Here is an 18927-nt window from a genome sequence, read left to right on the forward strand (position 1 = left end):
AGCCGCTACAGGTCGGCCCGCGTCGGCGGGTCGGCGCCCGGCCGGGACACGGTGACGGCGGCGGCGCGCGCTGCGTGCGCCACGGTGGCGGCGGGGTCGAGGCCGTCCCAGAGCGCGTCGAGGACCGCGGCCGAGAAGGTGTCGCCGGCGCCGATGGTGTCGACGACGGTGGTCCTGACGGCCTCCCCGTCGGTGCGGCCGTCGGCGTCCCACCAGGAGGCGCCCTCACCACCGCGGGTCACGACCACCGCGCGCGGTCCGAGCGCGCGCAGGTGCGCGACGGCCTCGTCGAGCCCGTACGTCGGGTAGAGCGCGGCCAGGTCCTCGTCACTGGCCTTGACCACGTGGGCGCGTCGGCACACGGACTCGACGCGCCCCAGCACCTCGGGTCCGGTGCCGGTGATCGCCGGACGGGCGTTGACGTCGTAGGTGACCGTCGTCGACGGGTCGAGCGCGTCGAGCAGGGCGAGCACGTCGTCGGCGCCCGGCGCGAGCACCGCGCCGATCGAGCAGACGTGGACGTACGCCGGGGGCTCCTCCAGCACGACCGGGCCGATCTGCCAGTCGAGGTCGAACACGTAGCTCGCCGAGCCGTCCGGTCCGATCGTCGCGGCGGCCGAGGAGGTGCGGACCAGCACGTGGGGGTCCGTGGCGAGCACCACGCCCGAACCGGCGAGGTGGGCCGCGATCGACGCTCCGCGCGCATCGTCGGCGTACGACGTCACGAACCGCACCGACCGGCCGAGGCGGGCCAGGGCGACCGCGACGTTGGCAGCGCTGCCGCCGGGCCGCTCGACCGCCGTGCCCGACGCATCGGTCACCACGTCGACCAGGGACTCACCGACCACCAGCGCGTAGGGCACACCCCCCGTCCTACCACCCTCTACGGTGCCACCGTGACGATCCAGCCGCTCGACCCCGACGCCGCCACCCCGCTCTACGAGCAGCTGCGGGCCCAGATCGCCGGTCGCGCCGCCACCGGCGACCTGCCCGCCGGCACCCGGCTGCCGACCGTGCGGCAGCTGGCCGTCGACCTCGGCGTCGGTGTGCGCACCGTGCAGCGCGTCTACACCGAGCTCGAGGCCGACGGCGTCGTGGTCACCGAGGGGCGCCGGGGCACCTCGATCGCCGCCGCGACCGCGCCGACCGACGCCACCGAGCTGGCCGGGGAGTACGCCGCCGCCGCGCGCCGCCTCGGGCTGACCCTGCCCGAGGCGACCCGGCTGCTCGAGCGGGTGTGGTCCGTCGGGCCTGTCGGGCCTGTCGGTGGCGACCAATAGGGTCGGACGCCATGGCCATGGAGACGTCCCCCGAGCAGCCGGCGCCCGTCCGGCAGGTCGCCAACGCCATCTCGGGCTGGATCGACCGGCTGGGCTCGATCTGGGTCGAGGGCCAGGTGGCCCAGCTCAGCAAGCGTCCCGGGCTGCAGACGGTGTTCCTGACCCTGCGCGACTCGGTGGCCGACATCTCGATCCCGGTGACGGCCTCGCGCACCCTGGTCGACTCGATGAACCCGCCGTTGGTCGAGGGGGCCAGCGTGCTCCTGCACGCCAAGCCGACGTTCTACGCCAACCGGGGCAGCCTGTCGCTGCAGGCGCGCGAGATCCGGATGGTCGGTCTCGGCGAGCTGCTCGCCCAGATCGAACGGCGCCGTCAGCTCCTGGCCGCCGAGGGTCTCTTCGACCCGGCGCTCAAGCGGCGGCTGCCGTTCCTGCCTCGGCGGGTCGGCCTGGTCACGGCGCCGAGGTCGGCGGCCGAGCGCGACGTCCTCGACCTCGCGCAGCGGCGGTGGCCGGCGGTCGAGTTCACCGTCGCGCACGCCACCATGCAGGGCACCCGCGCCGCCGGCGAGGTGATGGAGGCTCTGGCCCGGCTCGACCGTGACGCCGAGGTCGACGTGATCGTGATCGCCCGCGGTGGCGGCTCGGTCGAGGACCTGCTGCCCTTCAGCGACGAGGGCCTGCTGCGTGCGGTCGCTGCGGCGCGCACCCCCGTCGTCTCCGCCATCGGGCACGAGCCCGACCAGCCGCTGCTCGACCTGGTCGCCGACGTCCGCGCGGCCACGCCCACCGACGCCGCCAAGCTCGTCGTGCCCGACGTGGCCGCCGAGGCCTTCGCCGTCGCGTCCGCGCGCGAGCGGCTCCGCTCGCTGGTGCTCTCCGCGCTCGCCCGCGAGCAGGCAGGGCTCGACGCCCTGCGCTCGCGACCGGCGCTGGCCGATCCCCGCACCCTCGTCGACCGGCGCCACGACGAGCTCGACGCCCTGCGCGAGCGCGCCCGTCGCAGCCTGGGCCACCGGCTCGACCGCGCGGCCGACGACATCGGCCACCAGCGTGCCCGCGCCCGGGCGCTCTCCCCGTTGGCCACCCTCGAGCGCGGCTACGCCGTGCTGCAGGACGCCGACGGCCACGTCCTGACCTCCGTCACCGCCACCCGCGCCGGCGCCGCGGTCAGCGTCCGGGTCGCCGACGGCCGGGTGCACGCCGACGTCACGTCCGTCCAGACCAGCCACGAGGAGACCCCATGAGCGAGCCGACCCAGACCTACGAGGAGGCCCGCGAGGAGCTGATCGACGTCGTCCGCCGTCTCGAGACGGGGGGCACGACGCTCGAGGAGTCGCTCGCGCTCTGGGAGCGCGGCGAGGCGCTGGCGACGGTCTGCCAGGACTGGCTCGACGGCGCCCGTCAGCGCCTCGATGCCGTGGTCACGAAGCAGGCGACGGATCCGGCGACGAAGAAGGCGTAGTCAGCGAGTCGGTCGTCAGCCGGCCGACCACGTCGGCCAGCTCGTCGGCCGAGACGCCGCCGTAGACGAGGACCGTGTCGCCGGCGACGGTCGTCGTGTAGGCGTGGTCGCCGTCGGGGTCGGCCCAGGAGTCCCAGCGGTCCGCGACCGACCCGGCGGCCGGTCCGGTCAGGGGGGTGCCCTCGTCGGCGTCCTCGATGCCGGCCTCGGCCAGCAGGTCGTCGACGTCGTCGTCGACCTGGCGGATGCCCACGAACTCGTCGTCGTCGGTGTAGAGGTTGATCTCGACCCGCGGCCGCTCACCCGGGTCGTACTGCACCTTCGAGGCCTGCCACCCCTCGGGCAGGTCGGCGGGGTAGACGACGTCGACGCCGATGTCCTGCAGGCCGCGCACCAGCATCACGTAGTCGACCTCGGGGACCTCCTGCTCGGGCGGGTCGCTGAACAGGCCCCGGAACACCACGAAGCCGAGCACGGCCACCACGATGACGATGATCGCGCCGATCAGCCCCTCGAAGGACCGGTTGTAGCGGCCACCCTGCTCACTCACGCCGTCATCACCCCGCCATCGTCCCAGGTCGGCGTCCCCGAGGGCTCCCCCGGTACGTTGCACCCGTGCCTGTGCTCGACCTCGTCGCAGTCGCGGCGCTGCTCGCCCTGCTCGTCGTCGCCTACCGCCACCCACCTCGCCTGGTCGAGGCCCTGGTGTCCGTGGGGGCGAGCGTGCTCGTCCTCGCGACCGGGCTGGTCGGGGTCGGCCACGCCCGCGACACCGTCGTCGAGCTCGCGCCGGTCGTGGCCTTCCTGGTGGCGATCCTGGTGGTGGCCCAGGTCTGTGGCCGGGCCGGGCTCTTCACCGCGGCCGGGAGCCTGCTGCGCGGCGGCGGCGCCGTACGCCTGCTCACCGTGGCGTTCCTCCTCGCGGCCGCGGTCACCGCCGTCCTCAGCCTCGACGCCACCGTGGTGCTGCTGACCCCGGTGGTCGTCGCGGCAGCCGCGTCGTCGGGGGTGCCGAGCCGGCCCGCGGCCTACGCCTGCCTCCGGATGGCCAACTCGGCCTCCCTGCTGCTCCCGGTCTCCAACCTGACCAACCTGCTCGCGCTGCCGTCGCTGGGGCTGACGTTCGCGGGGTTCGCGGCCACGATGGCCCCGGTCCTCGTGGTGGTCCTCCTCGTCGAGTACGCCGGCCTGCGACTGCTCTTCCGGCGTGAGCTCGCGGTGCCTGCCCGCCCCGCCCCCACCGACCCGGTGCCGCTGCCCGTGGTGCCGGCGAGCGTGGTGGGGCTGATGCTCGCCGGCTTCGCCGCCACCTCGCCGCTGGGTGTCGACCCGTGCTGGGTCGCCGGCGCCGCCGCGGTCGTGCTCGTCGTCTGGGCGCACCGCCGTGGTCTCCTCGGCCTCGGTGACGCCGTCACCGCCGCCCACCCCGAGTTCGCGCTCCTCGTGCTGTCGCTCGGGGTCGTCGTGGCGGCGATCGCCGACGGCTTCCTCGGCGACGCCGTCGACCACCTGGTGCCGTCGACGACGTCGTACGTGGCCCTGCTGGTGATCGCGGTGCTGGCGACCGTGCTGGCCAACGTGCTGACCAACCTCTCGGCGACCCTGCTGCTGGTCCCCCTCGTCGCGCCGCTCGGCGACGTCGCCGTCCTCGCGGCCCTGATCGGCCTCAACGTCGGCTCCGGCCTGACCCTGTCGGGCTCGCTGGCCAACCTGCTGTGGCGCCGTACCCTGCGCGACGTCACCGCCCCCGCCGACCGCACGGACGAGGACGAGCGCACCACCTCGCTCGCCGAGTTCCACCGGGTGTCGCTGCTCCTGACGCCGGTGAGCCTGGTGGCGGCCGTCTCGGCCCTGTTCCTCGTGACGTGAGCCGTGCCTGCACCGCCACCAGTAGCATCCGTGGCATGAGCCCGACCGCGCTGCCGCCCCAGTTCGAGGTCGACTCGACCTCCCCCGACCGCAACCTGGCGCTCGAGCTCGTGCGCGTCACCGAGGCGGCCGCGATGGCCGCCGGGCGGTGGGTCGGGCGCGGCGACAAGAACGGCGCCGACGACGTCGCGGTCAACGCGATGCGGGTGATGATCTCGACGATCCAGATGCGCGGCACCGTGGTCATCGGCGAGGGCGAGAAGGACAACGCCCCGATGCTCTACAACGGCGAGGTGGTCGGCGACGGCACCGGTCCCGAGTGCGACGTCGCGGTCGACCCGATCGACGGCACCACCCTGACCGCCAAGGGCATGACCAACGCCGTCTCGGTGCTGGCCGTCGCCCCGCGCGGCTCGATGTACGACCCGTCGGCGGTGTTCTACATGGAGAAGCTCGTCACGGGTCCCGAGGCCGCCGACGTCGTCGACCTGCGCTACCCGGTGGCCGAGAACATCCACCAGGTCGCCAAGGCCAAGGGCTCCAAGGCCTCCGACCTCACCGTCATGCTGCTCGACCGGCCGCGCCACGAGGGCCTCGCCGAGGAGATCCGCGCGACCGGCGCGATGATCAAGTTCATCACCGACGGCGACGTCGCCGGGGCCATCGTGGCCGCCCGGGCCGACACCGGCATCGACCTGCTGCTCGGTACCGGCGGCACCCCCGAGGGCATCATCGCCGCCTGCGCCCTGAAGTGCACCGGCGGCGTCATCCAGGGCCGCCTGGTGCCCCAGGACGAGGCCGAGCACGAGCGGGCCGCCGCCGCGGGCCTCGAGATCGGCCCCGACGCGGTGCTCTCGACCGACGACCTCGTCACCGGCGACGACTGCTTCTTCGTGGCCACCGGCATCACCGACGGCGACCTGGTCAAGGGCGTCCGCTATCGCGCCGGCGGCGCGACCACCCACTCCCTGGTGATGCGGTCGCGCTCCGGCACGATCCGCACGATCACCTCCGAGCACCGCCTCGAGAAGCTCCGCGCCTTCGCGGCCATCGATTTTGGCGGCTCGTAGGTCGGCGGACTGACGGCCGAGCCTGCGAGGCCGTCTGCCGGCGACCTACCCACAAGCCGCCAGGTCGAGGAGACGAAGGCCCGGACGGAGCTTGCTCCGGCCCGGGCCTTCGACGTCTCGAGACCCTGGCGCCCTCTGAATGACATGGGGTCGGCGTCGTGGGGTTCGGTGCCTCGGCTGCGGTGGTCTCGAGGCTCGTCGCCGGGGCTCCTCGCACCTCGACCGCCGAGGGGTCGCTCAGGCGATGCGCAGGCGCTGCTGGCCGGAGTCGATCTGGCGGCGCAGGGCGGCGGTGACGTGGTCGATCACGCGCGGGTCGAGGGCCATGCCGACGTGGGAGGCGGTGACCTCGACGGGGACCGCAAGCGGGTCGATGCAGGCCCGCCAGTCGACGATGCCGTCGCGCCGGGAGTAGATCGCGGTGAAGCCGACGTCGGCGGGCATCGGCGCGCGGCTCTCGTCGAAGCTCAGCCGGGCACAGTCGCCGGCCACGCAGTCCTCGGCCATCAGCCCGGGCACGCCGGCCTTGCTCAGCCGCACCAGCGTGTCGACGCCCCACGACAGGGCGACGTGGTGGGCGGCCGGGGCGAGCATCGGGCTGCCGAGGGTGACGATGCCCGAGACCAGGTCGGGGCGGCGTACGGCGACCCCGCGCGCCAGCATGCCGCCGAGGCTGTGCCCGACGATCTGGACCCGGGTGCCGCGGCGCAGCGCGATCGCCTCGAGCCGCGACTCGAGCTGCGCGGCCGCGTTGGCGGTGCAGCCGACGTTGGCGTGAATGTGGGAGCGGTAGGTGCGGAAGCCCCCGGCTCGCAGCGTGCGGGCCATCAGGGTCAGCGACCCGTCGCCGGCCATGAACCCGGGCACCAGGATGACCGGCTCGACGGCTCGGGCGGCGGACCTGTCGGTGTAGGGGCGCGCGCGGCGCGACCGGCGCTCGTCGCGGGCGCGCAGGACGTAGCGGCCGGCCTCGGCGGCCACGCTGCCCTCGCGCAGGACGGCGGCCAGCGGCGGGCGTCCGAAGCCGTCGGGCATCAGGAAGGACCCGAGGGGGTTGTCGCTCATGTGACGCACGTTACGACGCGAGACCCGCCGGTCGCTGCCCGAACCGCCAGGTAGGACGCGTGCTTGGATGGAGCAGTGCCGAACGCGCCCGTCTCCCAGCCCCGACCGGTCAAGGTCTCCGACGAGCTGTTCGCGCCGGTCTCGCCCGACATCGAGCTCTGCTACCAGACCTTCGGCGACGCCGACGACGAGCCGCTGCTGCTCGTGATGGGGCTGGGCGCCCCGATGACGTGGTGGGACGACGAGCTGTGCGAGCAGCTGGCCCGCGAGGGCTTCCTCGTGATCCGCTTCGACAACCGCGACGCGGGCCGCTCGAGCCGCGGCACGGGGCGGGTGACCCGCCGGTTGCTCGTGCGCGCCTACACCGGGCTGCCGGTGCGGGCGCCGTACACCCTGGACGACATGGCCACCGACGCGTTCGGCCTCCTGGACCACCTCGGCCTGGAGTCGGCGCACGTCGCCGGGGTCTCGATGGGCGGGATGATCGTGCAGTCGATGGCGCTGCAGAGCCCGGCACGGGTGCGGTCGATGGCCAGCATCATGTCGACGACCGGACGTCGTTCGGTCGGCTGGCAGCACCCCGTGCTCTTCCGCAACCTGCTGGCCTCGAGCCGGGGCCGCGAGGGCTACCTGCGCTCCAGCGTCGCGACCGCGCGGCTGATCGGCTCCCCCGGCTACCCCCAGTCCCTGGAGAAGACCGAGCAGCGCGCCGCCGACACCTACGACCGCGGCGTGTCCCTGGCCGGCCTCACCCGGCAGATGGCCGCGATCGTCACCCAGCCGGACCGTACGCCGCGGCTGCGGGCCCTGCACGTCCCCACGGTGGTGGTGCACGGCCTGGCCGACAAGATGGTCCACGTGTCCGGCGGGCGCGCCACCGCCGCCGCGGTGCCCGGCGCCGACCTGCTGCTCGTCGACGGCATGGGCCACGACCTGCCGCCGCAGCTCTTCGACACCTTCACCCGGGCGATCGCGACCAACGCACGGCGTACCACCCCACGCTGACGCACGCCGAGCGCATACGTGCAGGTCAGCGCGCACCACCGCCACCCGTCGCTTCACCCGAGGTGGTCTGGACAACGTGCACCCGGCCAGGCCAGGGTGTGACGAGATCCACGACCCGGGAGGGGATCCTGCGATGGAGCCGAACACGACCGGACGAGCGGAGCGCACACCGCGCCCGACTCGTCGAGCACGACGACGCGGGCGGGGTGTGGCTGCGGCTGCGGCCCTGACGCTGACCGGCACCCTGCTGTCCGCGTGCGGCAGCGACGGCAAGCCGGTCGTCAACTGGTACATCAACCCCGACGGACAGGCGACGCTCGGCGCCCTGGCGAAGAAGTGCAGCACCGACGACTACGACATCAAGATCCAGCTGCTGCCCGCCAGCGCCACCGACCAGCGCACCCAGCTCGCGCGCCGCCTCGCCGCCAAGGACTCCTCGACCGACCTGATGAGCCTCGACCCGGTGTTCGTCGCCGAGTTCGCCAACGCCGGTTGGCTCGAGCCGTTCGAGGGCGCCGACGCCGACGCGCTCGTCGACGACGACGTCCTGGCCGGAGCGGCCGAGACCGTGAAGTGGGACGACAAGATCTTCGCGGCTCCCCAGTGGGCCAACACCCAGGTCCTCTGGTACCGCAAGTCCCTCGCCGAGGCCGCCGGCCTCGACATGACCCAGCCCGTCACCTGGGACCAGGTCATCGACGCCGCCTCGTCCCAGGGAGGCACGGTCGGGGTGCAGGCCAACCGCTACGAGGGCTACGTGGTGTGGATCAACTCCCTCATCCAGGGGGCCGGTGGCAACATCCTCGACCCCGACACCGTCGAGGAGGGTCGTGACGCCAAGGTCACCATCGACTCCGACGCCGGCAAGGCCGCAGCCGCGGTGATCGAGAAGCTGGCCGACTCCAAGGCCGCCCAGCCCGACCTCACGACGTCCAACGAGGGCACCAGCCTCGGCGCGATGTACCCCGCGGACGGTCCCGGCGAGTTCATGACCAGCTGGACCTTCGTCTACAAGAACTACGTCGACCTGCTCGGCAAGCCGGGCGGGCCGGCCGACGAGGCCGCGCTGAAGGACCTCGGCTTCGCCCGCTACCCCGAGACCGTCCAGGGCGAGGAGTCCAAGCCCCCCATCGGTGGCATCGACATCGGCGTGGGCGCCTATTCCAAGAACGTCGGCTGGGCCAAGGAGGCCGCCAAGTGCGTCACGACGCCCGAGGCGCAGGCCGAGCTGGCCGTCAACGAGGGCCTGATGCCGTCGCGGGCCTCGGTCTACGACGAGAAGGCCCTCAGCGAGGCCTACCCGACCGAGCTGCTCAAGCTGTGGCGCGACAGCATCGACTCCGGTGGCCCGCGACCCAAGAGCGCGTTCTACAGCCAGATCTCCAGCGCGGTGCAGTCGCGCTGGCACTCCCCGACCCAGGTCGACCCCGACAGCACCCCGGAGAAGTCCGCGAAGTTCCTGCGTGACGTCCTGAGTGGGAAGGCCCTCCTGTGAGCCTCACCAAAGCACCCCCGCAGACCAGCAGCCCGCGCCGCGACGCGAAGCCCGAGCAGAGCGACCGGATGGTCGCCGAGAACCGTCTCGGCCGTCGACTGGTGGCCCCGGCACTGCTCCTGATGCTGCTGGTCACGGCGTTCCCGATGCTGCGGGCGCTCTACCTGTCGCTGTTCCAGTACTCCCTGACCGCGCCCGACGACCGCGAGTTCATCGGGCTGAGCAACTACCTCACCGCGCTGAGCGACCCGCTGTTCTGGAAGACCACGCTCAACACGGTCTTCATCATGATCGTCACCGTCGGGGTCGAGCTCGTCATCGGCTTCGCCTTCGCGATGGTCATGCACCGGGTGATCTTCGCCCGCGGGCTGATCCGGACCTCGATCCTGATCCCCTACGGCATCATCACCGTGGTCTCGGGCTTCGCCTGGCAGTTCGCGTTCTCCAACAACAACGGCTTCGTCAACTCGTGGCTCCCGTTCGTCGACGAGACCTTCAACTGGTTCGACGGCTACAGCTCCTCGATCGCGGCGATCATGATCTCCGAGATCTGGAAGACCACGCCGTTCATGTCGCTGCTGCTGCTGGCCGGGCTCGCCCAGGTGTCCGAGGACATGATCGAGGCCGCCAAGGTCGACGGGGCCACGTGGCTCCAGCGGCTGACCAAGGTGATCCTGCCCAATATGCGCGCCGCGATCATGGTCGCCGTGCTGTTCCGCGCCCTCGACGCCTACCGGATCTTCGACAACATCTTCGTGATGACCGCCGGCGCCTACAACACCGAGTCGATCTCGTTCCTGACCTACCGGCAGGTGATCGAGCAGTTCCAGCTGGGCATCGGCTCGGCGTTGTCCGTGCTGCTGTTCCTGTCGGTGCTGGTGGTCGCCTTCGTGATCGTCAAGCTGTTCCGGGTCGACCTCGCAGCCGCCAGGCAGGAGAGCTGAGATGCTGAAGAACAAGATCGGCCTCACGGTCGGCATCGCCTTCGTGCTGGCCTGGTGCCTGCTGCCCATCGCATGGATCGTCTCGCTGTCGTTCAAGTCGCAGGAGTCCATCACGGTCGGCAACCCCGGCTTCCTGCCGGCCGACGGCACCGGCGCCGGGTGGACCAACTACCACGACGTCCTGGCCGACGAGCAGTTCCGTCGCGCGATCATCAACTCGATCGGCATCTGCCTGATCGCGACCGCCCTCTCGGTCATCCTGGCCACGCTGGCGGCGTACGCCATCGCGCGGCTGGAGTTCAAGGGCAAGAAGTTCGTGCTGACCACCGCCCTGGTGATCGCGATGTTCCCGGTCGTGTCGCTCGTCGGGCCGCTGTTCGACCTGTGGCGCACGATCGGCATCTACGACACCTGGATCGGCCTGATCATCCCCTACATGTCCTTCACGCTGCCCCTCGCGATCTGGACGCTGTCGGCGTTCTTCCGCGAGATCCCGTGGGAGATGGAGCAGGCCGCGCAGGTCGACGGCGCGACGTCGTGGCAGGCCTTCCGCAAGGTGATCGTGCCCCTGGCCGCACCCGGTGTCTTCACCGCGGCGATCCTGACGTTCTTCTTCGCGTGGAACGACTTCGTCTTCGGCATCTCGTTGACCTCGACCGAGAACGCCAGACCGATCCCAGCGGCGCTGTCGTTCTTCGTCGGCGCCGACCCGTTCAACCGGCCGGCGTCGCTGCTGGCCGCGGGAGCCGTCGTCGCGACGATCCCGATCATCGCCATCGTCCTGATTTTCCAGCGCAAGATCGTCGCCGGCCTCACCTCCGGCGCAGTGAAGGGGTGATCCGCTCATGGCCGGTATCGACATGAGGAACATCGTCAAGAAGTACGGCGACGGCTTCCCTGCCGTCAACGACGTCAGCATCGACGTCCAGGACGGCGAGTTCATGATCCTCGTCGGCCCGTCGGGGTGCGGGAAGTCGACCCTGCTGCGGATGATCGTGGGGCTCGAGGACATCACCTCGGGCGACATGATGATCGGCGACAAGCGGGTCAACGACCTCGCCCCGCGCGACCGCAACCTGGCGATGGTGTTCCAGAACTACGCGCTCTACCCCCACCTCACCGTCTACGAGAACATCGCGTTCCCGTTGCGGCTGGCCAAGGCCTCCGACCAGGAGGTCGACGAGAAGGTGCGGGCCGCGTCCAAGACGCTCGAGCTCGACGAGCACCTCGAGCGCAAGCCCGGCAACCTGTCCGGTGGTCAGCGACAGCGGGTCGCCATGGGTCGCGCGATCGTGCGCGAGGCCGACGCGTTCCTCTTCGACGAGCCGCTGTCCAACCTCGACGCCAAGCTGCGCGGTCAGATGCGCTCCGAGATCGCCCGGCTGCAGAAGCGCCTGGGCATCACCACGGTCTACGTCACCCACGACCAGACCGAGGCGATGACCCTGGGCGACCGGGTCGCGGTGCTCAAGCGCGGCATCCTGCAGCAGCTGGCCACCCCGCGCGAGCTCTACGACAACCCCGGCAACCTGTTCGTCGCCGGCTTCATCGGCTCGCCGCCGATGAACTTCCTGCCCGCCACCGTCGAGGGCACCTCGGTCAAGCTGCCGTTCGGCTCGGTCGAGATCCCGGCCGACAAGGCCGCCCGCGCCGAGGGCCGGGGCCTGCTCATCGCCGGCATCCGTCCCGGTGACTTCGAGGACGCCTCGGTCGTCGACCAGGACACCACCGGGTCGACGTTCCGCGCCACGGTCGAGGTCGTCGAGTGGCTCGGCAACGAGGCCTACGCCTACATCCCCTTCGAGGCGCCGCCCGAGGTGCAGTCGCAGCTGCAGGAGCTCGAGCGCGACCTCGACGGCGAGTCGCTGCGCACCCAGCTCGTGGTGTCGCTCGACGGGTCCAGCACGGTCCGCGAGGGCGACGAGGCCGAGATCTGGGTCAACACCGCCAAGATCCACCTCTTCGACCCGACCACCGGTGAGAACCTCACCATCGACCGCGAGCGGGCCGGTCGGATCACCGAGCTCGACAAGCAGGGCGCGACGGTCTAGCTGGTCCCGCACGTGCGAGGGTCGGGCTCCGGGCAACCGGGGCCCGGCCCTCGTGGCGTGTCGGCGGGTGGGTCGGTGCGCGTGAGTCAGGCGGGCGGGCGGGTCAGGCCGGCGTGCCCCCGCCGGCGGCGGTGCCGCCGGCGCACGAGGCGAACGGCTCCGGCGCGGTGACACCGTCGTCGTACTCGTCGACGAACGTGGCAAGCCGCGGGTCGTCGGCACCGGTCAGGGCCAGCTGGACGCCCCACACGGTGACGACGACGGGCGCCGGAAGACCGTCGTACGGCGACAGGATGCCGTTCTGCGGGAGCGCGTCCGCGAGCGTGGCGACGTCGTCGTCGCCCAGGGCGGGGTCGTAGGTGATCCACACGGCGCCGTGCTCGAGGTCGTGCACGGCGTTCTCGTCCTGCACCGGGGAGTCGTAGACGCCGCAGTCGAGCCACTCGCCGAAGTGGGGGCCGCCGACGGGCGGGGTCTGCTCGTAGTCGACGGGGTCGGTGACGTGGGTGGTCGGCAGGCCGGGGTAGGTCCGCACCTCGCCCAGGCCGCCGGATGGCGCCCCGCCCTGTCCCGGCGACGGGGTGCTGCTCCGGGCGCTCGCGGGGGCGTCGTCCTCGTCGTCGCGCAGCAGCACGACGGGCACGACGACCGCGGCCGCCAGCACCGTGAGCGCGGCGGCCAGGGCCAGCACCAGCCGCAGGCGGTTGGTGGGGGGCAGCCCGGCCGGTGGGTACGGCGGCGGGTACGGGGAGTAGGCCGGGTACGTCGGCGGGCCCTGCGGCGGGCCCTGCGGCGGGCCCTGCGGCGGGCCCTGCGGCGGGCCGTTCCAGGGGGTGCCTGCGGGGGGCGGGGGCTGCTCGGTCATGTCAGGGCAGCTTGCGCGGTGCGCGGTCGTCGGGACGCCCGTCGCGGGGTCGGCGCTCGACCGAGACCCCGCCCCAGACGGCGAAGCCCTTGATCCGCAGCACGGGCGAGTCGGGGGTGAGCTCGGCCTCGACCTCGTGCTTGCGGCGCGGGTCGGGGCCGGAGTAGCCGCCCATGATGCCGACGCCCTCCATCACGACGTCGACGTCGGGGCCGACCACGATCGAGGCCCCGCCCATGAAGGCGTTGACCGTCAGCACGCACTCACGAGCCGACCAGCGGGCCTCGCGCAGGTCGAGGTCGGCGCCGCCCATGAGGCAGGTGACGCTCATCGAGACCGGGACGGTCCAGGCGCCCTTGCGCTCCAGGCCGCCCATGATCGCGAGGTGCCGCTGGGGCTGGGTGTCGCCGGACGGCACGATCTCGCTGCGCGCAGCGGCCGGGGGTGCGGAGCTGGCGGGCAGGTCGCTGGTGAGGGGCACCAGGTCGGCGTAGGTGCGGGCGGCGTACGTCGCCTCGAGCCGCTCGTCGAGCTCGTCGAGGTCGATGCGCCCGTCGCCGGCCGCCTCGCGCAGGATCTCGGCCACCTGGTGACGCTCGGCGTCCGAGATGCGCAGGTCGGGCGTCTTGTCGGGCTCGGTCACGGGCCCAGACTACGAGCACTAATCTGGTCGGTCGTGACCGAAGCCGAGTTCCGCTACTCCGACCTCCTCCCCACCGGCCCCGACGCCACGCCGTACCGGTTGGTGACCACCGAGGGCGTCTCGACGGTCGAGGCCGGCGGGCGCACGTTCCTGCAGGTGGCGCCCGAGGCGCTGCGGCGTCTGACCGCCGAGGCGATGCACGACATCAGCCACTACCTGCGTCCGGCCCACCTGGCCCAGCTGCGCAAGATCATCGACGACCCCGAGGCCTCGGGCAACGACCGGTTCGTCGCGCTCGACCTGCTCAAGAACGTCAACATCTCCGCCGGCGGCGTGCTGCCGATGTGCCAGGACACCGGCACCGCGATCGTGATGGGCAAGAAGTCCGAGGGGGTGCTCACCGGCGTCGACGACGCCGAGGCGATCTCGCGCGGGGTGCACGACGCCTACACGCGGCTCAACCTGCGCTACTCGCAGCTGGCGCCGCTGACGACGTACGAGGAGAAGAACACCGGCACCAACCTGCCGGCCCAGATCGAGCTCTACTCGACGCCGACCGGCGCCGACGGCACGCCGGAGTACAAGTTCCTCTTCATGGCCAAGGGCGGCGGGTCGGCCAACAAGTCGTTCCTGTTCCAGGAGACCAAGGCGATCCTCAACCCCCAGCGGATGCTGGCCTTCCTCGACGAGAAGATCCGCTCGCTCGGCACCGCCGCGTGCCCGCCGTACCACCTGGCGATCGTCATCGGCGGCACCTCGGCCGAGTACGCGCTCAAGACCGCGAAGTACGCCTCGGCGCACTACCTCGACCACCTCCCGACCGAGGGATCGATGGACGCCCACGGGTTCCGCGACCTCGAGCTGGAGGAGCAGGTCTTCGAGCTCACGCAGTCGTTCGGGATCGGCGCGCAGTTCGGCGGCAAGTACTTCTGCCACGACGTGCGGGTGGTGCGGCTCCCCCGCCACGGTGCGTCCTGCCCGGTCGCGATCGCCGTGTCGTGCTCGGCCGACCGTCAGGCCCTCGGCAAGATCACCGCCGAGGGCGTCTTCCTCGAGCAACTGGAGACCGACCCGGCCCACTACATGCCCGACGCCGGGGTCGCCGACGACATCGCGGGCGGCGAGGTCGTCGCTATCGACCTCAACCAGCCGATGGCCGACATCCTGGCCGAGCTGTCGCGCCACCCGGTCAAGACGCGGCTGTCGCTGACCGGGCCGCTGGTCGTCGCCCGCGACATCGCGCACGCCAAGATCCAGGAGCGCCTCGACGCGGGCGAGCCGATGCCCGACTACCTCAAGGACCACCCCGTCTACTACGCCGGGCCGGCCAAGACCCCCGCCGGGATGGCCTCGGGGTCGTTCGGCCCGACGACCGCCGGGCGGATGGACTCCTACGTCGAGGCGTTCCAGGCCGCCGGCGGCTCGATGGTGATGCTCGCCAAGGGCAACCGCTCCAAGGTCGTCACCCAGGCGTGCGCCGCGCACGGCGGGTTCTACCTCGGCTCCATCGGCGGGCCGGCCGCCCGTCTGGCCCAGGACTGCATCCGCAGCCAGGAGGTGCTCGAGTACGCCGAGCTCGGCATGGAGGCCGTCTGGAGGATCGAGGTCGAGGACTTCCCGGCCTTCATCGTCGTGGACGACAAGGGCAACGACTTCTTCACCGATCCCGGCGGCGCGGTCACCGTCCCGCTCAGCGGGATCCGGGTGCGCTCGGACGGCTGAGCGCCGGGCCCGGCACCCCGCGCCCGGGCACCACCCCTAGTGGGTGTCCTGGCCCTTGTTGGGGTTGGCGTTGGGACCGGCCTCGCCGAGCTCGTCCGGGGTGGGCGCGTCGGGGTTGCCGGCGACGCCCTGGCTGTCGTCGATCGGGGTGTCGGCATCGGCCGGGTCCATCTTCTGGACCTCGGAGACCTGGCCTGCGGACTCGTTGTTCGTCATGTCCACCACGCTCGCAGGTCCCGGCGAGCTCGACACCACCCGCCGGGACCTCCGCACGGGTCAGGCCAGCGGGCGCAGGCCGTCGACGAGCGGCGTGGTCGGACGACCGAGGAGACGCGACAGCGTCCCGTCGGGGCCGGCGAGGACGCCGCGGCGGATGCCGTCGTCGATGCCCGCGACGAAGCCCGCCGTGCCGGCGTCGAGGCCGAACGACTCGAGCAGGGCGACGTGCTCCGCGGTGGTGAGCTGCTGCACCCGGACCTCCCGGCCGAGCACCTCGGCGAACGCGGCGGCGAGCAGGTCGAAGTCGAACTCGACGTCGCCGGCCAGCTCGTAGACCTGGCCCGCGTGGCCGTCGGTGGTGAGCACGACGGCGGCACCCTCGGCGAAGTCCCGCCGGGCGGCGCCGGCGACGCGACCGTCGCCGGCACTGGTGGTGACCAGGCCGGTGTCGCGCGCGGTGGCGAGGGCATCGGCGTAGTTCTCGTGGTACCAGTTGTTGCGCAGGATCGTGGCCGGGACACCGGACGCGGCGATGGCCTCCTCGGTCGCCTTGTGCTCGGGCGCGAGCACGAAGTCGGCGGTAGTCGCCTGGGGCGCACTGGTGTAGACGAGGTGGCCGATGCCGTGGGCCACGGCGGCGTCGATGACGCTCTGGTGCTGGGCGACGCGCTGTCCGACCTCGCTGCTCGAGATCAGGAGCACCCGGTCGACTCCCTGCGCGGCCGCGAGGACCGTGGCCGGGTCGGAGTAGTCGAGGTGCACCACGTCGACGCCGCGCTCGGCGTACGACGCCAGGCTGGCCGGGGTGCGCGCGCCGGCGCGCAGGGTGGTCGGGTCGACCCCGCGCTGGAGCAGGGAGTCGAGGACGAGGCGGCCGAGCTGGCCGGAGGCTGCGGTGATGAGGATGGTCATGACCGGCTCAACGACCAGCCCCTGCTGATGCTTCCCATCGGGAGGTACCCACCTTTCGGTAAGGTAGTGGCATGACGGTGAGTCTTGGATCCCTGCGGGCCGACCGGCCCGACATCTATGTGACCGGCTGCCCCAGCCGGGTGGTGCTCGACCACGTGACGAGCAAGTGGGGGGTGCTGGTGCTGGCGGCCCTGGCCGGCGGCACGCTGCGGTGGGGCGAGCTGCGCCGCGAGGTCGACGGCATCAGCGAGAAGATGCTCGCCTCGACGCTGCGGACCTTCGAGGCCGACGGTCTCGTCCAGCGCACGGCCTATCCCGAGGTGCCGCCGCGGGTCGACTACCGACTCACCCCGCTGGGCCGCGACCTGGTGGAGGCGATGACACCCCTGATCACCTGGGTCGCGGCCCATGCCGAGGAGATCGTCAGCGGCTGAGCACGTCCTCGCGCTGCCCGGCCGAGGCGTCCGAGCCGGTGGCGCCGGCATCGGGGGCAGGCGTCGGGACCAGGAGGCGGTCGACCGAGAGCCGGCCGGCACCGGTCGCCGCCAGGGCTGCGCCGAGGACGCCGAGCACGAGGACGAACTCGTAGCCGCCCTCGGTGGCGAAGAACGCGTCGCGGTGGACGTACCAGAACGCACCGGCCATGTCGGCGGCGACGAGCAGGCCGACGAGCGGGGTGAGCACCCCGACCAGGAGCAGTGCGCCACCGACCAGCTCGACGCCGATCGCGTAGGCCGCCGCCGCCTCCGGGGCGGGGATGCCCATCGCGTCGAACCCGTCGGCGGTGGCCGTGAAGCCCTGGGTGTCGAGCTTCTGCCAGCCGTGGGCGATCATCACGACGCCGAGGACGAGGCGCAGGCCGAGCAGCCCGAGATCGGTGCGCAGGGTGGTCGGCTGGATGCCGAGGACGTGCTTCATGGAACTGCCTCCGAGTAGGTAGTTGATGTTTCCACGACCGTAGGGAGGCTTCATGAGGGAAACATGAGAAGTCCGGCAGGGTGGGGGCATGGACTACGTCGAGATCGCCCGAGTCGAGACCGACCGCGGGGAGCTCGTGCTCCGCGAGCGCCGGCCCGCACCGGAGCAGTCCGGTCCGGGTGCGCCCGTCCTCGAGCTGCGCGCCAACGGGGTCTTCGTGATGGACACCGTCGAGGTGTCCTCCGAGCGGGCCCTGGCCACCGCCGCCCTGGCCCAGGTCGCGTCACCGCGTGCGGTCGTCGTCGGCGGACTCGGGCTCGGGTTCACGATGCGAGAGGTGCTCGCCGACCCGCGCGTCGAGGTGTGTGCGGTGGTCGAGGTCGAGCCGGCACTGGTCGCCTGGATGCGTGACGGGACCATCCCCCACGGCCCGGCACTGCTGGCCGACGAGCGGGTCCGGGTCGTCGTCGCCGACGTCGCGGTGGCGGTCGCGGAGGCTCGCGCGGCGTCGTACGACCTGGTCCTGCTCGACGTCGACAACGGCCCGGGCTACCTGGTGCACGACGCCAACGCCGCCCTCTACGCCCGGCCGTTCCTCGAGTCGGTGCGGGCCGTGCTGCGTCCGGGCGGTGCGGTGGCGGTGTGGTCGGCGGCCGAGGCGCCCGATCTCGAGGCGACCCTGGGCGAGGTCTTCGCCGCCACCCGGGCCGTGCCGCTCGAGGTGCGGCTGCAGGAGCGCGACGAGCGGTACTGGCTCTACGTCGGCTCGCTCTAGTGGTCGCTCCCGTGGTCGGCTAGGAGCGCCGGGCTCGGTCGACCGGCGCCGAGGCGGGGATCGGGTCGGCGGGCTTCATCGGGGCCGCCCCCTCGTGGGCGCGGTCGCGCACCGCGAGCTTGATCTGCTCGAGGTTGTTGCGCAGCAGGTCGGAGACGAGCTCGTCCATGCGGGGATCGCTGAGCATGTCGATGAGGACGCGCAGCACCGTCTCGGAGACCTCGCCGACGATCGCGTCGTAGCCCGGCAGCTTGCTGACCAGGCGGGCGTTGGGGTCGGCGCGCACCTTCTCGGCGACCAGCGACTTGAGCTCGTCGTGGTTCTCCAGGAGGGCGTCGGAGATGTTCTTGGTGTAGTGGCCGGTCTGGATCACCGCGGCCACCTCGTCGAGCACCACGATCGTGAGCGGCCGCTTGACCAGTCCGAGCAGCCGGAAGGACAAGCGGCTCGCGCGGTCGACGACCCACGGACGACGCATCCCGAGACGGACCAGCACCGCCCCGACGAGCGCGGCGAGGAGCGATCCACCCACGAGCACTCCGCCGATGAGCAGGAGCACCTGCAGGGTGCTGAGGTCCTCCAACCACTGGGACATGCCCGAAGCCTAGGCAGTCGTCGTAGGGTCCGAC

22 protein-coding genes are annotated in these 18927 nt (G+C 72.1%); 13 read left to right on the plus strand and 9 right to left on the minus strand.

The annotated features are described in order from the left end of the window. Positions 1-5: 5 nt before the first annotated feature. The gene (locus FJQ56_RS03295; protein ID WP_140007765.1) at positions 6-863 is read right to left on the minus strand and encodes a PfkB family carbohydrate kinase; all 858 of its coding nucleotides are present in this window, start codon (positions 861-863) and stop codon (positions 6-8) included. A gap of 33 nt (positions 864-896) precedes the next feature. On the opposite strand from FJQ56_RS03295, the gene FJQ56_RS03300 reads away from it, so the two are divergent. Genes FJQ56_RS03300 through FJQ56_RS03310 form a run of 3 tightly spaced genes read left to right on the plus strand, consistent with a single transcriptional unit; the run spans position 897 to position 2745 of the window. Continuing rightward, positions 897-1280: a GntR family transcriptional regulator gene (locus tag FJQ56_RS03300; protein ID WP_140007766.1), complete on the plus strand. Its 384-nt coding sequence runs from the start codon at positions 897-899 to the stop codon at positions 1278-1280. Between the two features lie 11 nt (positions 1281-1291). Continuing rightward, the gene (gene xseA / locus FJQ56_RS03305; RefSeq protein ID WP_140007767.1) at positions 1292-2527 is read left to right on the plus strand and encodes an exodeoxyribonuclease VII large subunit; all 1236 of its coding nucleotides are present in this window, start codon (positions 1292-1294) and stop codon (positions 2525-2527) included. Continuing rightward, positions 2524-2745, plus strand: a complete 222-nt coding sequence (locus FJQ56_RS03310; RefSeq protein WP_140007768.1) for an exodeoxyribonuclease VII small subunit — start codon at positions 2524-2526, stop codon at positions 2743-2745. The genes xseA and FJQ56_RS03310 overlap by 4 nt, the downstream gene beginning before the upstream one ends. Here the strand turns inward: FJQ56_RS03310 and FJQ56_RS03315 are convergent. Then, positions 2705-3295, minus strand: a complete 591-nt coding sequence (locus FJQ56_RS03315; protein ID WP_170215242.1) for a DUF4245 family protein — start codon at positions 3293-3295, stop codon at positions 2705-2707. The genes FJQ56_RS03310 and FJQ56_RS03315 overlap by 41 nt on opposite strands. A gap of 65 nt (positions 3296-3360) precedes the next feature. Between FJQ56_RS03315 and FJQ56_RS03320 the strand changes: the two genes are divergently transcribed. Next, positions 3361-4614, plus strand: coding sequence for an SLC13 family permease (locus FJQ56_RS03320; RefSeq protein WP_211350732.1), 1254 nt, complete (start codon positions 3361-3363; stop codon positions 4612-4614). A 35-nt stretch (positions 4615-4649) separates the two neighbouring features. Further along, positions 4650-5684 carry a class II fructose-bisphosphatase gene (gene glpX / locus FJQ56_RS03325; RefSeq protein ID WP_140007770.1) on the plus strand — a complete coding sequence of 345 codons (1035 nt, stop codon included), beginning with the start codon at positions 4650-4652 and terminating at the stop codon, positions 5682-5684. 237 nt (positions 5685-5921) lie between these two features. Here glpX and FJQ56_RS03330 read toward each other — a convergent pair whose 3' ends face one another. Next, a complete protein-coding gene (locus FJQ56_RS03330) occupies positions 5922-6749 on the minus strand; it encodes an esterase/lipase family protein (protein WP_140007771.1) in 828 nt (275 codons plus the stop codon). Positions 6750-6824: 75 nt separating this feature from the next. On the opposite strand from FJQ56_RS03330, the gene FJQ56_RS03335 reads away from it, so the two are divergent. From FJQ56_RS03335 to FJQ56_RS03355, 5 genes are all read left to right on the plus strand, one after another. Then, complete coding sequence (locus FJQ56_RS03335) at positions 6825-7754, plus strand: alpha/beta fold hydrolase (protein WP_140007772.1); 930 nt, start codon at positions 6825-6827, stop codon at positions 7752-7754. A gap of 208 nt (positions 7755-7962) precedes the next feature. Next, positions 7963-9249, plus strand: a complete 1287-nt coding sequence (locus FJQ56_RS03340; protein WP_170215243.1) for an extracellular solute-binding protein — start codon at positions 7963-7965, stop codon at positions 9247-9249. Beyond that, entirely contained in the window at positions 9246-10193 is a 948-nt protein-coding gene (locus FJQ56_RS03345) for a carbohydrate ABC transporter permease (protein ID WP_246083964.1), read from the plus strand. Before FJQ56_RS03340 ends, FJQ56_RS03345 begins: the two co-directional genes overlap by 4 nt. A gap of 1 nt (position 10194) precedes the next feature. Next, positions 10195-11031 (plus strand): carbohydrate ABC transporter permease, encoded by an 837-nt coding sequence (locus FJQ56_RS03350; RefSeq protein WP_140007774.1) that lies wholly within the window; start codon positions 10195-10197, stop codon positions 11029-11031. A gap of 7 nt (positions 11032-11038) precedes the next feature. Beyond that, the gene (locus FJQ56_RS03355) at positions 11039-12244 is read left to right on the plus strand and encodes an ABC transporter ATP-binding protein (RefSeq protein WP_140007775.1); all 1206 of its coding nucleotides are present in this window, start codon (positions 11039-11041) and stop codon (positions 12242-12244) included. Between the two features lie 103 nt (positions 12245-12347). Here the strand turns inward: FJQ56_RS03355 and FJQ56_RS03360 are convergent, their stop codons facing one another. Next, positions 12348-13109 carry a thioredoxin-like domain-containing protein gene (locus tag FJQ56_RS03360; RefSeq protein ID WP_140007776.1) on the minus strand — a complete coding sequence of 254 codons (762 nt, stop codon included), beginning with the start codon at positions 13107-13109 and terminating at the stop codon, positions 12348-12350. Position 13110: 1 nt separating this feature from the next. Then, the gene (locus tag FJQ56_RS03365; RefSeq protein WP_140007777.1) at positions 13111-13752 is read right to left on the minus strand and encodes a DUF1707 SHOCT-like domain-containing protein; all 642 of its coding nucleotides are present in this window, start codon (positions 13750-13752) and stop codon (positions 13111-13113) included. Positions 13753-13785: 33 nt separating this feature from the next. On the opposite strand from FJQ56_RS03365, the gene FJQ56_RS03370 reads away from it, so the two are divergent. Continuing rightward, entirely contained in the window at positions 13786-15474 is a 1689-nt protein-coding gene (locus FJQ56_RS03370) for a fumarate hydratase (protein ID WP_170215244.1), read from the plus strand. Between the two features lie 36 nt (positions 15475-15510). Here the strand turns inward: FJQ56_RS03370 and FJQ56_RS03375 are convergent, their stop codons facing one another. Together FJQ56_RS03375 and FJQ56_RS03380 are read right to left on the minus strand one after the other, a co-directional pair. Then, positions 15511-15690 carry a hypothetical protein gene (locus FJQ56_RS03375; protein WP_140007778.1) on the minus strand — a complete coding sequence of 60 codons (180 nt, stop codon included), beginning with the start codon at positions 15688-15690 and terminating at the stop codon, positions 15511-15513. Between the two features lie 60 nt (positions 15691-15750). After that, positions 15751-16605 carry an SDR family oxidoreductase gene (locus FJQ56_RS03380; protein WP_140007779.1) on the minus strand — a complete coding sequence of 285 codons (855 nt, stop codon included), beginning with the start codon at positions 16603-16605 and terminating at the stop codon, positions 15751-15753. A 71-nt stretch (positions 16606-16676) separates the two neighbouring features. Between FJQ56_RS03380 and FJQ56_RS03385 the strand changes: the two genes are divergently transcribed. Further along, on the plus strand, positions 16677-17039 hold the full coding sequence (locus FJQ56_RS03385) for a winged helix-turn-helix transcriptional regulator (protein ID WP_140007780.1): 363 nt from the start codon (positions 16677-16679) through the stop codon (positions 17037-17039). Here the strand turns inward: FJQ56_RS03385 and FJQ56_RS03390 are convergent. Further along, positions 17029-17523 (minus strand): DoxX family protein, encoded by a 495-nt coding sequence (locus tag FJQ56_RS03390; protein ID WP_140007781.1) that lies wholly within the window; start codon positions 17521-17523, stop codon positions 17029-17031. The two genes, FJQ56_RS03385 and FJQ56_RS03390, sit on opposite strands and share 11 nt — an antisense overlap. 88 nt (positions 17524-17611) lie before the next feature. Here FJQ56_RS03390 and FJQ56_RS03395 point away from each other — a divergent pair, with 88 nt between their 5' ends. Continuing rightward, positions 17612-18298, plus strand: coding sequence for a spermine/spermidine synthase domain-containing protein (locus tag FJQ56_RS03395; RefSeq protein WP_140007782.1), 687 nt, complete (start codon positions 17612-17614; stop codon positions 18296-18298). A 19-nt stretch (positions 18299-18317) separates the two neighbouring features. Here the strand turns inward: FJQ56_RS03395 and FJQ56_RS03400 are convergent, their stop codons facing one another. Then, the gene (locus tag FJQ56_RS03400) at positions 18318-18893 is read right to left on the minus strand and encodes an NAD-glutamate dehydrogenase (protein ID WP_140007783.1); all 576 of its coding nucleotides are present in this window, start codon (positions 18891-18893) and stop codon (positions 18318-18320) included. Positions 18894-18927 lie beyond the last annotated feature (34 nt).

It is taken from the genome of Nocardioides plantarum, assembly GCF_006346395.1.
Lineage (GTDB): Bacteria > Actinomycetota > Actinomycetes > Propionibacteriales > Nocardioidaceae > Nocardioides > Nocardioides plantarum.